A 14988-nucleotide genomic window follows, 5' to 3' on the forward strand; every position below is an offset into this window, starting at 1 on the left:
GCGTGGGTGAAGGCGTGGGTCCCCGGGTCAAGCCCGGGGATGACGGTGAGGGTGAGGATGAGGATGAGGATGAGGGTGTGTTTCAGGGTCGGCCACTTGCGGCGCGGACGCTCCGGACAAGCCCATCCATGACCCTGCCTTCCATGCCGCGCCACCCCCGTCATGGCCGGGCCTGACCCGCCACCCCCGTCTTCCTTGCGCAACGTGGGTGAAGGCGTGGGTCCCCGGGTCAAACCCAGGGATGACGGTGCGGGTGAAGGTGGGGATGGGTTCGAGGGCTCCGATCCAACACGCGAAGCCCTCAGAACCGCGTGATCACGCTGATGCCGATCCCCTCGAAACGGTCCATCGCCATCAGGGCCGCGGGTGCTTCCTGAAGCGAGATGTGCTTCCCGATGAGCGCCTGCGGACTGAGCTTGCCCGCCTCGATCATGTCGAGCATCGCCTTGTATCGGAAAGCCTGCATGCCGTGGCTCCCGAGGATCTCGAGTTCGTGGGCGATGACTTGGTCCATCGGCACCTTCGGGTGGTTGTCAGCCCCGACCATGAGGCCGACCTGCACATGGCGGCCGCGGCGGCGGAGGTTGGCGATGGAGTTGAAGCAGGTGGTGGGATGGCCGAGCGCGTCCATCGACATATGGACGCCGCCCTTCGTGATCTCCCGCACCGCGCCGACCACGTCCTCGGTCGCGGACGCGTCCACGGTGGCGACCGCTCCGATCGTGCGCGCGAAGGCGAGCTTTTCTTCCGTCACATCCACCGCGACGACGTTCGCGCCCATGGCGGTCGCGATCATGATGGCCGAGAGGCCAACGCCGCCGCAGCCATGCACCGCCACCCACTCGCCGGGCCTGACGCGACCTTGGTCGACGACTGCCCGAAATGACGTGACGAAGCGGCAGCCGAGGCTTGCCGCCGTGGGGAAGTCGAGATTGTCCGGCAGCGCCACCACGTTGGTGTCGGCAAAATCGACGGCGACGTATTCGGCAAACGAGCCCCAGGCGGTAAATCCGGGCTGGAATTGCTGCTCGCAGACCTGATGGTTGCCCGAATGACACTCGTCGCAATGGCCGCATCCGCCGACGAACGGGACGGTGACCCGGTCGCCTGCGCACCATCGCGAGACCCGGCTTCCCACCGCCTCGATGGTTCCGGCAAGTTCGTGGCCGGGCACATGCGGCAGCACGATGTCCGGATCGTGCCCCATCCAGCCATGCCAGTCGCTCCGGCACAGCCCGGTGGCCTCGACCTTGATGACCACGCCGTCAAGGTCGGGCGTCGGGTCGGCGACGCTCCGGACCGTGGGCGGTTGGCGAAATTCTTCGAAGACGACGGCTTTCATGGAAGGGAAGCGACCTCGCGTGGCATGAATGGCGAACCGACACCTTAGCGTGCCCGAGGCTGAACGCCACCTGCAGCACGGGCCAGCCTCACACCTGCCATCGCGGCTGTTCCTCCGCGTCGGGGTCCGAGCGTCAACCCGAGGGAGCCGCCGCATGGCCGTTGCCAGGAAAGCGAACGGTCATCCTCGACAGCGCCCGCGCCGCCGTCTAAAACCGGCGCTCCTGCAAGACCTTGCAACCATTATTTGGGCTCCGCGAGCCCATCCGAGCTTAGAGTGTCATGAGCGGCGTCAACGAAATCCGGTCGGCCTTCCTCGATTACTTTGCCCAGAACGGCCACGAACAGGTGCCGTCTAGCCCCCTCGTGCCGCGCAACGACCCGACGCTGATGTTCACCAATGCGGGGATGGTGCAGTTCAAGAACGTGTTCACCGGCGCCGAGAAGCGCTCCTATAACCGCGCCACCACGGCCCAGAAATGCGTCCGAGCCGGCGGCAAGCACAACGATCTCGACAATGTGGGCTACACCGCCCGCCACCACACCTTCTTCGAGATGATGGGGAACTTCTCGTTCGGGGATTACTTCAAGGACCGCGCCATCGAGCTCGCGTGGAACCTCATCACCAAGGAATTCGGCCTCGGCAAGGACCGGCTGCTCGTCACCGTCTATCACGACGACGAGGAGGCGGTGTCCCTGTGGAAGAAGATCGCCGGGTTCTCGGATTCGAAGATCATCCGCATCCCGACCTCGGACAATTTCTGGCAGATGGGCGATACCGGCCCCTGCGGCCCGTGCTCGGAAATCTTCATCGACCAGGGCGATGCCCTGCAGGGCGGCCCTCCCGGCAGCCCGGACGAGGACGGCGACCGGTTCCTCGAATTCTGGAACCTCGTCTTCATGCAATACGAGCAGATCGAGCCCGGCAACCGGGTCAACCTGCCGAAACCCTCCATCGATACCGGCATGGGCCTCGAGCGCATGGCGGCCATTTTGCAGGGCGTGCATTCCAACTACGACACCGACCTGTTCCGCACCCTCATCGAGGCGGTGGCCCACGCGACCGGCGTGGCGCCCGAGGGCGCCCACAAGGCGTCCCACCGGGTGATCGCCGACCATCTGCGGGCCTCGTCGTTTCTCGTCGCCGACGGTGTGCTGCCCTCGAATGAAGGGCGCGGCTACGTGCTACGCCGCATCATGCGTCGGGCGATGCGCCACGCGCAGCTTCTCGGCGCGAGGGACCCGCTCATGTACCGCCTCGTCCCGGCTTTGGTGCGCGAGATGGGGCAGGCCTATCCGGAGCTGATCCGCGCCGAGCCGCTCATCACCGAGACGCTGAAGCTCGAGGAAACCCGCTTCCGCAAGACGCTGGAGCGCGGCCTGTCGATTCTCGACGAGGAAACGCGGTCGCTCGCGAAGGGCCAGAACCTGTCGGGCGAGACCGCCTTCACGCTCTACGACACCTTCGGTTTCCCCCTCGATCTCACGCAGGATGCCCTGAAGGCGCGCGGCATCGGTGTCGATACGGACACGTTCAAGGCCGCCATGGAGCGCCAGCGCCAGATGGCGCGCGCCGCATGGTCCGGCTCCGGCGAGGCCGCCACCGAGACCGTCTGGTTCGGCATCAAGGAGCGCGTCGGCGCGACGGAATTCTTGGGCTACGACACCGAGACCGCCGAAGGTCTCGTGGTGGCGCTGCTGAAGGACGGCCAGGAAGTGGCGGAACTCACGCCCGGCGAGACCGGCCTGGTGGTTCTCAACCAGACGCCGTTCTACGGCGAATCCGGCGGCCAGACGGGCGATACCGGCATTCTCCATGGCGAGGGCGCGCGCGTCCGCATCACCGGCACCGAGAAGAAGCTCGGCGATCTTTTCGTCCATCACGCGCTCGTCGAGCATGGTTCGCTCAAGATCAACCAGTCGCTCGAACTCGTGGTCGATCACGAGCGTCGCTCCGCCATCCGCGCCAACCATTCGGCGACCCATCTCCTGCACGAGGCCCTGCGTCAGGTGCTCGGCGATCACGTGGCGCAGAAGGGTTCGCTCGTGGCGCCCGACCGCCTGCGATTCGATTTCAGCCATCCGAAGCCCATCGGCGACGAGGAGCTGGCGCGGGTCGAGGACATCGCCAATCGGGTGCTGCTGCAGAACGAGCCGGTCGTCACCAAGCTCATGGGCGTCGAGGAGGCGATCGAATCCGGCGCGCGCGCCCTGTTCGGCGAGAAATACGGTGACGAGGTTCGCGTGGTGTCCATGGGCAAGGCCGATGGCAACCGGACGTTCTCGGTCGAATTGTGCGGCGGCACGCATGTGAATCGCACCGGCGATATCGGCCTCGTCACCATCGTGGCCGAAGCCGCGGTGGCAGCCGGAGTGCGTCGTCTCGAAGCCATGACGGGCGATGCGGCACGGCGACATCTCGGCGCCGAGAGCCGGAAGCTGCGCGAGATCGCAGGCCTGCTGAAGACGCCTGTCGACGAAGCGCCCGAGCGTCTCTCCGCTCTCCTCGACGACCGCCGCAAGCTCGAACGGGACTTGCAGGAGGCGCGCCGCAAGCTCGCCATGGGCGGCGGCTCGGCCGACAGCGATCCGGTGCGCGAGGTGAACGGCGTCAAGCTCATGGCGCGCGCCGTCACGGGTGTCGAGATGAAGGACCTGAAGGCGCTCGCCGACGAGGGCAAGAAGCGCCTCGGCTCCGGCGTCGTCGCCATCATCGGCGTGGCGGACGATGGGAAGGCCGGGATCGTCGTGGGCGTCACCGACGACCTGACGGCGAAGATCGACGCGGTCGGCCTCGTTCGCACCGGCGCTGAAAAACTCGGCGGCAAGGGCGGCGGAGGGCGTCGCGACATGGCGCAGGCCGGCGGGCCGGACGGCGATCAGGCACAAGCCGCGCTCTCCGCCATCGAAGCCGCGCTGGCGGCTCAGTAAGGGCCGGGCCGTGCCACGGGTCGCTCGACACCCGGCACGGCGCAGGCTGTTTGAAATCCTCGAGCGGAGCGTCGTCAACGACCCGCTCGTTCACGCGGTCCATGTCTCGCTGATCCTGCTCATCATGGTCAATGTGGCGGCCGTGGTGATGGAAAGCGTGCCGGCCATCCGCGACGAGTTCGGCGGCGTCTTCATCGCCATCGAGATCGTCAGCGGCGTGGTGTTCACCCTCGAATATGCGCTGCGGCTGTGGTGCGCCCCCGAATTTCCGCCCTGGTACGGCCTCAAGGCCTGGCGGGCGCGACTGCGTTGGGTCGTCCAGCCCCAATCGCTCATCGACCTCATCGCGATCGTGCCGTTCTACGCGGCCTATTGGGATGTGGGCGGTCTCAGGGCCCTTCTGCTGCTGCGGCTCTTTCGCTTCTTCAAGCTCGCGCGCTATTCCCCGGGCCTCACGAGCCTCATGGACGCCATCTACGTGGAGCGGCGCGCGCTCATTGCCTGCGCGGTCATTCTCATGGGCGCCGTGCTCATCGCGGCATCCGCCATGAACCTCGTCGAGCGTGACGTGCAGCCCGACAAGTTCGGCACCATTCCGGAAGCCATGTACTGGGCCATCGTGACCCTGACGACGGTGGGCTACGGCGACGTCGTGCCGGTCACCGGCCTCGGCCGCGTCATCGCGGGCGTGACGGCGGTCGCGGGGCTCGTCATGCTGGCGCTGCCGGTCGGCATCATCGCCAGCGCGTTCGCGCGCGAGATCCACCGGCGCGATTTCGTCGTGACCTGGAGCATGGTGGCGCGCGTGCCGCTTTTCGCCGATCTCGACGCGACCGAGATCGCCTCCGTGCTGCGCAGCCTGCGCTCGCAAAGCTGCGCCCCGGGCGAGATCATCGTGCGCAAGGGCGACGTGGCCCATTCCATGTATCTGATCGCCTCGGGCGACGTGGAAGTGCTGCTGCCGAACGATTCACTGCGTCTGGCCGCCGGCGATTTCTTCGGCGAGGCCTCGATCCTTCATCGCCGGCGTCGCAGCGTGACCGTGAAGGCCGCGACCCCCTGCCGGCTTCTCGTGCTCGACGCGGACGACCTGCACGAATTGATGGATGCCAACCCGGCGATGGCGACGCATATTCACGACGTGATGCGCGCAAGGGGCGAGGAGCGCGCCGTCTGATCTCAATCGTGATCCGGGTGCTGGCGCGATTTCCAGGTCGCCATCTCGTCCGGTGTCGCTTCGTCCTCCGTGCGCACGCCCGGGAGGGTATGAAGAATACGGAAGGCCGGAAGCTTGCTCTCGACGCCCCAACTGGTCTCGGGCGTGATCCGCGACGGATCGTCGAGGCTGCCGATCGACACGGAAATGCGGTCGTTGGCGACGTAGCGAAAGGTGAGGGGCGTCCCGCAATCGCGGCAGAATCCGCGCTCCACCGCCTCCGAACTCTTGAACACGCCAGGCTCTCCGTGCGTCCAGACGAGATCCGCGTTGGGGACACCGGTGAGGGGCGCGAAGTAATTGCCGAACGCCTTCTGGCACATGCGGCAATGGCAGATGCTGGCACCCGTCGGCTCGGATTTCAGCGCATAGCGAACGGCGCCGCATTGGCAGCCGCCGGTGATGGGTTGGTCGCCATTCTTCTGCGGCATGAGCGTCGTCTTCCATTTGGTGTGCGACGGTTCAGAATAAACTGCCATTCAGGCTCACGCAAACATCACCCGGCGCTTGCGGAACTGAAGACCGAACCGAAATCTTGTTCTTTTGGGCGGGGGCTTCGCAGGGAGACACGCCATGAAGCCCGTACTTGCAATCGTCGCAATGACGGCAGGCTGGCTGCTCGCCGGCGCGGTCCTGATGCCGGCAAGCGCGATGCCTTTCAGTCCAGCCTCCCGGTTGACGGAAGAACCTATCGCCGTTCCCGCCCGCTGGGTTTGCGATCGGATCGGCAACTGCGTCTGGCGTGGCCCCGGCAGGCGGACCTTGTATTATGGACCCGCCAACTGGCGCCATTGCGATTACCGTTGGCGGACCGGCCGTCGCGGACCCTATCGCGAACGGCTGTGCTGGTAGGTCGCCCCAACGAAAAAAAGCCCGGCACTTAAGGCCGGGCTTTGAAGAGGCTCTGAAGGGTTGGGTCTTAAGCCGCCATTGCCTTCTTGAGGTTCTCGTCGATCTTGTCGAGGAAGCCGGTGGTCGAGAGCCATTTCTGTTCGGAGCCGACCAGTAGGGCGAGGTCCTTCGTCATGAAGCCGGCCTCCACCGTATCGACGCAGACCTTCTCGAGGGTGTTGGCGAAGCGCGCCAGGTCGGCATTGTTGTCGAGCTTGGCGCGATGGGCGAGGCCGCGGGTCCAGGCATAGATCGACGCGATGGAGTTGGTCGAGGTTTCCTTGCCCTTCTGGTGCTCGCGGTAATGGCGCGTCACGGTGCCGTGGGCGGCTTCCGCCTCCACGGTCTTGCCGTCCGGCGTCATCAGCACGGAGGTCATCAGGCCGAGCGATCCGAAGCCTTGCGCGACGGTGTCCGATTGCACGTCGCCGTCGTAGTTCTTGCACGCCCACACATAGCCGCCCGACCATTTGAGCGCCGAGGCCACCATGTCGTCGATGAGGCGGTGCTCGTAGGTGATGCCGGCGGCGACGAACTTGTCCTTGAACTCCTCGTCGTAGATCTCCTGGAAGATATCCTTGAAGCGGCCGTCATAGACCTTGAGGATGGTGTTCTTCGTGGAGAGATAGACCGGATACTTGCGGTTCAGGCCGTAATTCAGCGAGGCGCGCGCGAAGTCGCGGATCGAATCGTCGAGGTTGTACATCCCCATGGCGACGCCCGCCTCGGGGAACTGGAACACTTCCTTCTCGATGACGGTGCCATCCTTGCCTTCGAACTTCATGGTCAGGCGGCCGGGGCCCGGCACCTTGAAATCGGTGGCCTTGTACTGGTCGCCGAAGGCATGGCGGCCGACGATGATCGGCTGCGTCCAGCCGGGTACGAGGCGCGGCACGTTCTTGCAGATGATCGGCTCGCGGAAAATCACGCCGCCGAGGATGTTGCGGATCGTGCCGTTGGGCGACTTCCACATCTGCTTGAGGTTGAACTCCTTCACCCGGTCCTCGTCGGGGGTGATGGTCGCGCATTTCACGCCGACGCCGTATTTCTTGATCGCTTCCGCGGCGTCGATCGTCACCTGATCGCCGGTCGCATCGCGATTTTCGACGCCGAGGTCGTAATATTTCAGATCGATGTCGAGATAGGGATGGATCAGCTTCTCTTTGATGAAGTGCCAGATGATGCGGGTCATCTCGTCGCCGTCGAGTTCGACGACCGGATTGGCAACCTTGATCTTCGCCATGATCTTACCTTGAGTTTGAAAAGGTTCGAACCCGCCGAACGGCGGATTGCATGGGGCGGGCTATAGCGCGGCTCTGCCTTTGGGGGAAGCGGTCTCGCGTGAAGAATCGCGCCCGGCGAATTCCCGCGAGGGAAGCCCTGAAGGCCCTAGTCGAAAAATCCGGAGAGCCAGCGGGTGAGGGGCCAAAGATCGCCGAGGACCAGCAACAAAAACGCCAGCGTCACGAAACACAGGAGGGCGAGCAGCATCGAGGGCTGCCGCGAGCGGGGGTGGCTCGGTCCTATTCTGTCTCGCCATTGCTGGGGCACGGCCACGAACTCCTGAAGCGTGGCTGTCTAACGTAATTTCATAACAAGACAATAGGCGCCCGCGACTTTTCCGTCGCCCGCACGGAGGTGCCTTTTCGAGATGCCTTTGCGTCATGCAGACGATCATTCACGACGGCCAAGCAAGCGCTTGTGTTCGCAAGGCATGAGCTTCCGACGAGGGCAGATCGGTGCGCTAGCTCGGCTGTATCGTGCGCCAACGCACCGCCGCGAATTCTGGCTTGTTCTGATATCGGCCGGCACGGACGTTCCGTCAGAGGCGGAACCTCTCTATGTGTAATAGTATTATGTTGAGCTGGCGCCATTGCCAGCTGATCCATCAGGGACCTGAAATGCGCGTAGCTCTTATTCTGGGGGCGTCGGCCCTCATCCTCGCCGGCTGCCAGACCGCCGAACAATCCATGGCCAATGCCGAATCCGTCTGTCTGGAAACCGGCCTGAAGCCGGGGACCGCAGCCTATGCCCGCTGCAGGAATGCAGGCTATCGCCACAACGTGGCGCAATCCAACGCAGCGGCGAACCAGGCGGCGGCCGGCGCCGCCGTGGGGGTCATCGGCGGCGCCGCCATCGGCGCGGCGGCGGCCCGTCCGTCCTATTATTGCGGCTGGGGCTGCTGGTAGCGGCACGTCTCGCCATAAAGGGGCCTTCCCGAAGAGAGTTCGCGAGGCCCCTTTTTGCTGTTTTGATCAAGACGATTGGCCGAAAGGGCGTGCGGGCGTAAAGGACACCCGCACCGTCGCCATTGCAGCACCTTCCGTCAGTCCTCCATGCACAAGCCCGTCATCATCCTCGTCGAACCGCAGCTGGCCGAAAACATCGGCATGGTGGCGCGGGCCATGGCGAATTTCGGCCTGAGCGAGCTGCGTCTGGTTTCGCCGCGCAACGGCTGGCCCAAGAAGGGTGCGCATTCGGCAGCCTCCGGCGCGACGCACGTTCTCGAACACGCCCGGCTTTTCGAGACGGCCCGCGAGGCCATCGCCGACCTGCATTACGTCTTCGCCACCACCGCCCGGGAGCGCGGGCAGATGAAGCGGGTTTTCGGGCCGGAGGCGGCCATGGCGGACGCCAGAGGAAGGCTTGAAGAAGGGCAGGGCGTCGGCATCCTGTTCGGCCGCGAGCGGACCGGTCTGGAGAACGACGAGGTCTCGCTGGCCGACGCCATCATCACCTTCCCGGTCGATGCGCAATTCTCGTCGCTCAACCTCGCCCAGGCGGTGCTGCTGGTGGCCTATGAATGGCAGAAGCAGGAGAACCGGCCGCTGCCCTTCGGCGGCGAGCGACGCTCCCCGCCGGCGCCGCGCCATATGGTGGTTTCGTTCTTCGACTATCTCGAGGCGGAGCTCGAGGCGGTGAATTTCTACCCGCCCGACAAGCAGCCGATCATGGCCCGCAACATGCGGGACGTTTTTCATCGTCTCGAGTTAACCGAGCAAGACGTCCGAACCCTCCGGGGGGCGATTCGCGCCCTTGCGGAAGGAAGGCGATTGAGAAAACCTTAAAGAACTCCAGGTTACAGGAAAGAAGCGCGTTCCTGCGCTTTGCTTTTTTCGACTCGAGAACATTATGCGCGGCTCGCTCATCGCCCTTTGTCTTGGCTCGTGTCTGGCTGCCGGGACGGCCCATGCGGCCTCGCCGCCGCAACAGCCGGAGAGCGGCCCAGGCGGGTCGGACTACAAAGTAACGGCCGTGACGAAACGGGGCATCGGCACGGCGAGCGCCGGCACCTTCGTGTTCCATGCCGCCGGCGACGCGGAAAAGCCGCGACCCGTGGTGGTGTTCCTTCATTCCTGGGGCGCGGTGAACCCCGCGCTCTACGGTGGCTGGATCGAGCATCTGGCGCGCAAGGGAAATCTCGTCCTGTATCCGCGCTTTCAGGAGGTGAACCGGTCGCGTCCGGCCGACGCGTCGGCCCTCGCGGCAAACCTCATCAAGACCTCGCTCGAGGCCCTCGCGGATGACCCGCAGGCAAAGCCCGACACCACGCGGGTCGCGTTCATCGGGCACCTGGCGGGCGTCCCCGTTGCGCTCAACCTTGCCGCCGGTGCCGAAACCTACGGCATTCCGGCGCCGAAGCTGGTCTTCGGCCTGATGCCCGGCGGGATCGTCACGAACGAGAAGGAGAGGGGCATCCTGCTGCAGGACCTCTCCACCATCCCGGCCGACACGCTGTTGATCACCATGAGCGGCGATCGCGACCACCTTCCGGGCGACCGTGCCTCCCGGAAGATCCTCGCCGATGCGAGCGCGGTGCCGGCAAGCCGCAAGCTTTTCATGCGGGCCGGGTCCGACGACCACGGCTATCCGGCCCTGACGGCGACGCTCACATCGCCCGGCTCGCCGAAGGCCGATTACGACATCACGGCCATCAAGCTGCCGCCGGATCCGCCAAAGGACCCGAAGGTGCGCAACACATGGCGCTGGACCGCCGACATGTCGCTGTCGGGCCAACAGACCATCCTGACCCAGCAGCTCGGCACGAACGGCATCGATACGCTCGATTATCTGGCGTTCTGGAAGACCTTCGACATGGCGGCGGATGCGGCCTTCTCAGGGCGGGACGCCGCCTTCCTGCGCCGCGATCCGAAATTCGTCGACATGGGTTCGTGGAGCGATGGCTGGCCGGTCCGCCGCCTCTCGGCCGACATGCCGAAGGTGGAAGGACAGGACGAGAAACCGGAACGCGGACCGCGGCGGCGCCTCAATTTCGCGCCGACCGACACCAAGCAGACCTTGTCGCAGAACGTGAATCCCCGGTCGTAGAGCCGGATTGTTGGTTGGGGCGTATCTCCATGCTGGTCGATCTTCTTGCCGGAACTGCCTATAACCCCGTTCTCATGCCGTCCCCCGTTCCCACCATCCTGGTGTTCGATTCCGGCCTCGGCGGGCTCAGCGTCTTTTCGGAAGTGCTGAAAGCCCGGCCCGATGCGCGCTTCGTCTACGCCGCCGACGATGCCGCCTTCCCGTATGGCCGGCTCTCCGAGGGCGCGCTGGTGGCGCGGGTGCTGGAGGTCATGGAAAGGCTCGTCGCCATCCATGAGCCCAAGCTGGTGGTGATCGCCTGCAACACCGCCTCCACCCTCGTCCTGCCGCGCCTGCGAGAGCGTTTCCGCATCCCGTTCGTCGGGACGGTCCCGGCGATCAAGCCCGCGGCGCTGCTCTCGAAGACCGGACGGATCACCGTGCTGGCGACCCCCGGGACGGTCGCGCGGGACTACACCCGCGACCTGATCGAAACCTACGCGGCCGGCTGCAAGGTCACCCTCGTGGGCTCGAGCCAGCTTGCGGGCTATGCCGAGGCCGAACTGGCCGGCGATCCGGTCTCCGACGACGCCCTCAGGGCCGAGCTTGCGCCGTGTTTCGTGGAGGATTCGGCGGGACGCACCGACGTGGTGGCGCTCGCCTGCACCCATTACCCGCTCCTTCTCCCGAGGCTCAAGGCGCTCGCCCCATGGCCGGTAACCTTTGTCGATCCCGCGCCTGCCATCGCGCGGCGCGTCGTGCAGCTTCTCGGCGGGCCGGTGGTCGGCCATGAGGCCGGAGACGACGAGGCGGTGGCGGTGTTCACCGATGGAGGCGGCATGAACGCGAAGCTGCGCCGCGCCTTGATGGAAATCGGCCTGCCGCAGATCGGCGTCGAGGGGATGCCGTTGCGGGACTAGGCGGAGTGCTCTCGCGCGGGACCGCACTTTCCGTTCCCCCTTGCGGGAGGGTTAGGGTGGGGGTCGCAAAGACAGCACGCGTCGCGCTTTTTGTGTACGAGTCGCGCCGAAGCCCCCGGAGCCCACCCAGTCGGTCGACCCCCACCTCCAACTCCTCCCCGCAAGGGGGAGGAGAGCACGCCGGCGTCCTGACTGGCTGGCGGCCTTCTCCGATTGACTTTTCGCCCCGATCCCCCTAAAGCCCACCCATTCGCGCGGTCCTTGGGCCGCGTGACTTGTTTTACGCACCCGTGGCTCGGCTTTGGTCGGCCTGTCGTCTCCGAGAGGGGAAGAGGAGGGCGCGTTCCTCAAAAACCGTTCGCTTACACAAGAGGAACAGCGATGTCGAAGCGCATTCAGGCCAAGCATAAGCTTGACCGCCGCATGGGTCAGAATATCTGGGGTCGCCCGAAGAGCCCCGTCAATCGTCGTGAATACGGCCCCGGCCAGCATGGCCAGCGCCGCAAAGGCAAGATGTCCGACTTCGGCACGCAGCTGCGCGCCAAGCAGAAGCTCAAGGGCTACTACGCCAACATCACCGAAAAGCAGTTCCGTCGCTATTACGCCGAAGCGATCCGCCTCAAGGGCGACTCGAGCGAGAACCTTGTCGGCCTGCTCGAGCGTCGTCTCGATGCGGTCGTCTACCGCTCGAAATTCGTCGCGACCCCGTTCGCCGCGCGTCAGTTCGTCAACCACGGTCACATCCGGGTCAACGGTCGCCGCGTCAACATCCCGAGCTACCTCGTGAAGCCCGGCGATGTGATCGAGGTCAAGGAGAAGTCGAAGCAGCTCGAAGTCGTCATCGTTGCGAGCCAGCTCGCCGAGCGCGACGTTCCCGACTACATCGAGGTCGATCATTCCAAGATGACGGCCCGCGTCACGCGCATCCCGACCCTGTCGGAAGTGCCGTATCCGGTCCAGATGGAACCGAACCTCGTGATCGAGTTCTATTCGCGCTGATCGGGGCGAATTACCAAGTTTGGAAAAGGCCGCCTTCGGGCGGCCTTTTTTGTTGTCTGCGCCGCCGGGGCTGGAACGCAGCCCGATGCCGACGAGGCGCGGTGACCCGCGCCTAAAATCATTCAACAAATTGGTTGAATGTCAGTGACGACCCGCGTATATTCAACCTCATGGTTGAATTACATGCACCCCAGTTGAATTCCATCTTTCACGCTCTCGGCGACGCCACGCGCCGGAGCATGCTGCACGAACTCGCCGGCGGCGAGCGCACGATCGGCCAGCTTGCGGAGCCTTTCGCCATCTCACTTGCCGCCGCCTCCAAGCACATCAAGGCGCTCGAGAATGCAGGCCTGATCCGTCGGGAGGTGCGCGGCCGCACGCATGTCTGCCGCCTCGAGCCCGGCCCGCTCGCCAGCGCCCACCACTGGCTCAGCTTCTACGAAAGCTTCTGGACCGACCGTCTCGATGTTCTCGAACGCCTCCTCCGCAGGGAGGACCAGCGCAAATCCCCCACCCCCAAAGGAGACGACCCATGACAGACCTTGCGACCCTGGACGCCTATGGTGTGTTGACCGAGCCTGCCACGCTGAAGATCCAGCGCCTTCTGCCCGGCCCCATCGAACGGGTCTGGGCCTATCTCACGGAGAGCGACCTTCGCCGCCAGTGGCTGGCCGCCGGTCAGATGGAGATGAAGGTGGGCGCGCCGGTCGAGTTGGTCTGGCGCAACGACGAGCTGACCGATCCGCCGGGCCAGCGCCCACCCGGATTTCCGGAGGAACACCGGATGCAGAGCACGATCACCGAGCTCGATCCGCCGAACAAGCTCGCGATCACCTGGGGAACGACCGGTGGCGTGTCGTTCGAACTCAAGCCGGAGGGCAATGACGTGCTGTTGACCTTGATCCACCGCCGCGTCCCCGACCGCGGGACCCTGCTGAATGTCAGCGCCGGTTGGCACATGCACCTCGACATCCTCGCCGCCTGCATTGCGGGGACGGCGCCGGCGGCGGGAACATTCTGGGACGGCTGGAGCCGCCTGAAGGCGGAATATGACGAGCGGCTGCCGGCCTGAGGAAGTGGTCCCCGGCCGACCGGGTGCCCAAACAAAAAAGGCCGCCCAACCGGGCGGCCTTTCGCGTCTGATCCCGGCTTACTGCGCTTGCGGCGCCGGTGCTTTCTGGCCCTGCCTCATCATGCCGTGTCCACGATGCTCGCCGCCGCGACGCGCGTGATGGTCTCGCATGCCGGAGGCCGGCCGCATGAGGATCGGCAGGAGGCGCTTCTGGCGGTCGTCGAGCGACGCCCACAGCGGCTTCATCGCCGAGGACAGGCCGGTTGCATTGGCGGCGGCCTTGGTGGTCCAATCCGCACGCTGCTCGAGGCGCTGCATGAAATCCATGCGCTCAGTGGCGGGGCCGCGCTCGCGACGTTGCTCCATGCGGTCGGCGCGGTTGGCCGAATTGGCGCGCAGCGCCTGTTCGACCGGCGTCCAGAGCTTCTGCTGCTCCGGTGTGAGCTTGAGGCCGGCCTGGATCGCGGCGATGCGCGCGTCGGTCAGGGAGTCGAAATCGGCGCGCGTCATCGGCGCGCGGTCGCGCATTCCGCCGGGGCCTCCCTGGGGCGGAGGAGCCGGTTGGGCATAGGCCACCGTCCCGGCGATCATCAGAGCCGTAGCGGCCGAAACGAGAGCGAAAGTCTTCATGCGATACTCCTCCTGCAAACCGCCCAATCGATCCGGCGGTGACGTCTCAACATGACGCCAACCTGCTCTCGGACAGGTGACCACAGCATGAATTATTGTCCATGTTCCGGTTCAGGAGAGCTGCTTCAGGAAACCCGCGAAGCGCATCAGGCCCTCCGGCCACGGGCCGTGGCCGCTATCCGTGTTGAGATGCCCCGCATCTCCCGCATCGACGAGGGCCGAACCCCACGCATAGGAAATATCCTCGGCCTTGTCGTAATCGCAATGGGGATCCGTGCGGCTGGCCACCAGGACCGACGGGAAGGGCAGCGGGTCGCGGGGGATCGGAGYGAAGTCCCGGTCGATGGCGGGTTCGAAACCGGGCCGTTCCACATCCGGCATCCCGACCAGGAACGCGCCCCGGACCTTGTCGTCGAGAAGGTGGGGCGCCGCCGCCGCCACCGCGATGACGCCAAGGCTATGGCCCACCAGCACGACGGGCTTTTCCGCCTGCGCGACGGCCTCGACGATGCGGGCGACCCAATCCGCCTTCTGGGGATTGTGCCAATCGTCCTGCTCGACGCGGCGGGCGGTCGAGAGCTGGCGTTCCCATCGGCTCTGCCAATGGTGCTCGCCCGAATTGGTGTGGCCGGGGACGATGAGGATGTCGCAATCGGAGGTTTTCATGACCGGGAGGTAAC

Annotated in this window: 15 protein-coding genes; 10 read left to right on the plus strand and 5 right to left on the minus strand. The window is 65.3% G+C overall.

Translation table 11 applies throughout. The features are described 5' to 3' along the window. Positions 1 to 301 precede the first annotated feature (301 nt). Positions 302 to 1342 carry a zinc-dependent alcohol dehydrogenase family protein gene (locus AC1DVM_RS13280; RefSeq protein ID WP_477254899.1) on the minus strand — a complete coding sequence of 347 codons (1041 nt, stop codon included), beginning with the start codon at positions 1340 to 1342 and terminating at the stop codon, positions 302 to 304. A 281-nt stretch (positions 1343 to 1623) separates the two neighbouring features. On the opposite strand from AC1DVM_RS13280, the gene alaS reads away from it, so the two are divergent. Together alaS and AC1DVM_RS13290 are read left to right on the plus strand one after the other, a co-directional pair. Continuing rightward, on the plus strand, positions 1624 to 4272 hold the full coding sequence (gene alaS, locus AC1DVM_RS13285) for an alanine--tRNA ligase (RefSeq protein WP_477254900.1): 2649 nt from the start codon (positions 1624 to 1626) through the stop codon (positions 4270 to 4272). Between the two features lie 10 nt (positions 4273 to 4282). Beyond that, positions 4283 to 5449, plus strand: a complete 1167-nt coding sequence (locus AC1DVM_RS13290) for a cyclic nucleotide-gated ion channel (RefSeq protein ID WP_477254901.1) — start codon at positions 4283 to 4285, stop codon at positions 5447 to 5449. 2 nt (positions 5450 to 5451) lie between these two features. On the opposite strand, the gene AC1DVM_RS13295 is transcribed toward AC1DVM_RS13290, so the two are convergent. Then, positions 5452 to 5919 carry a GFA family protein gene (locus AC1DVM_RS13295; protein WP_477254926.1) on the minus strand — a complete coding sequence of 156 codons (468 nt, stop codon included), beginning with the start codon at positions 5917 to 5919 and terminating at the stop codon, positions 5452 to 5454. 142 nt (positions 5920 to 6061) lie between these two features. Here AC1DVM_RS13295 and AC1DVM_RS13300 point away from each other — a divergent pair, with 142 nt between their 5' ends. Beyond that, positions 6062 to 6340, plus strand: a complete 279-nt coding sequence (locus tag AC1DVM_RS13300; RefSeq protein ID WP_477254902.1) for a hypothetical protein — start codon at positions 6062 to 6064, stop codon at positions 6338 to 6340. A 67-nt stretch (positions 6341 to 6407) separates the two neighbouring features. Here the strand turns inward: AC1DVM_RS13300 and AC1DVM_RS13305 are convergent, their stop codons facing one another. Then, the gene (locus AC1DVM_RS13305; protein ID WP_477254903.1) at positions 6408 to 7622 is read right to left on the minus strand and encodes an NADP-dependent isocitrate dehydrogenase; all 1215 of its coding nucleotides are present in this window, start codon (positions 7620 to 7622) and stop codon (positions 6408 to 6410) included. 658 nt (positions 7623 to 8280) lie between these two features. Between AC1DVM_RS13305 and AC1DVM_RS13310 the strand changes: the two genes are divergently transcribed. From AC1DVM_RS13310 to AC1DVM_RS13340, 7 genes are all read left to right on the plus strand, one after another. Next, positions 8281 to 8568 (plus strand): hypothetical protein, encoded by a 288-nt coding sequence (locus AC1DVM_RS13310; RefSeq protein ID WP_477254904.1) that lies wholly within the window; start codon positions 8281 to 8283, stop codon positions 8566 to 8568. A gap of 147 nt (positions 8569 to 8715) precedes the next feature. Then, positions 8716 to 9447, plus strand: coding sequence for an RNA methyltransferase (locus AC1DVM_RS13315; RefSeq protein ID WP_477254905.1), 732 nt, complete (start codon positions 8716 to 8718; stop codon positions 9445 to 9447). Positions 9448 to 9511: 64 nt separating this feature from the next. After that, positions 9512 to 10708 (plus strand): dienelactone hydrolase family protein, encoded by a 1197-nt coding sequence (locus AC1DVM_RS13320; RefSeq protein ID WP_477254906.1) that lies wholly within the window; start codon positions 9512 to 9514, stop codon positions 10706 to 10708. Between the two features lie 29 nt (positions 10709 to 10737). Then, on the plus strand, positions 10738 to 11607 hold the full coding sequence (gene murI / locus AC1DVM_RS13325) for a glutamate racemase (protein ID WP_477254907.1): 870 nt from the start codon (positions 10738 to 10740) through the stop codon (positions 11605 to 11607). Positions 11608 to 11988: 381 nt separating this feature from the next. After that, positions 11989 to 12606, plus strand: coding sequence for a 30S ribosomal protein S4 (gene rpsD, locus AC1DVM_RS13330; RefSeq protein ID WP_477254908.1), 618 nt, complete (start codon positions 11989 to 11991; stop codon positions 12604 to 12606). Between the two features lie 170 nt (positions 12607 to 12776). Then, a complete protein-coding gene (locus tag AC1DVM_RS13335; protein WP_477254909.1) occupies positions 12777 to 13142 on the plus strand; it encodes an ArsR/SmtB family transcription factor in 366 nt (121 codons plus the stop codon). Further along, positions 13139 to 13678 carry an SRPBCC family protein gene (locus AC1DVM_RS13340; protein WP_477254910.1) on the plus strand — a complete coding sequence of 180 codons (540 nt, stop codon included), beginning with the start codon at positions 13139 to 13141 and terminating at the stop codon, positions 13676 to 13678. Before AC1DVM_RS13335 ends, AC1DVM_RS13340 begins: the two co-directional genes overlap by 4 nt. A 78-nt stretch (positions 13679 to 13756) precedes the next feature. Here the strand turns inward: AC1DVM_RS13340 and AC1DVM_RS13345 are convergent, their stop codons facing one another. After that, the gene (locus AC1DVM_RS13345; RefSeq protein ID WP_477254911.1) at positions 13757 to 14308 is read right to left on the minus strand and encodes a Spy/CpxP family protein refolding chaperone; all 552 of its coding nucleotides are present in this window, start codon (positions 14306 to 14308) and stop codon (positions 13757 to 13759) included. A 111-nt stretch (positions 14309 to 14419) separates the two neighbouring features. Further along, on the minus strand, positions 14420 to 14974 hold the full coding sequence (locus AC1DVM_RS13350; RefSeq protein ID WP_477254912.1) for an RBBP9/YdeN family alpha/beta hydrolase: 555 nt from the start codon (positions 14972 to 14974) through the stop codon (positions 14420 to 14422). Positions 14975 to 14988: the final 14 nt, after the last annotated feature.

The organism is Microvirga sp. P4_A5 (assembly GCF_056402495.1).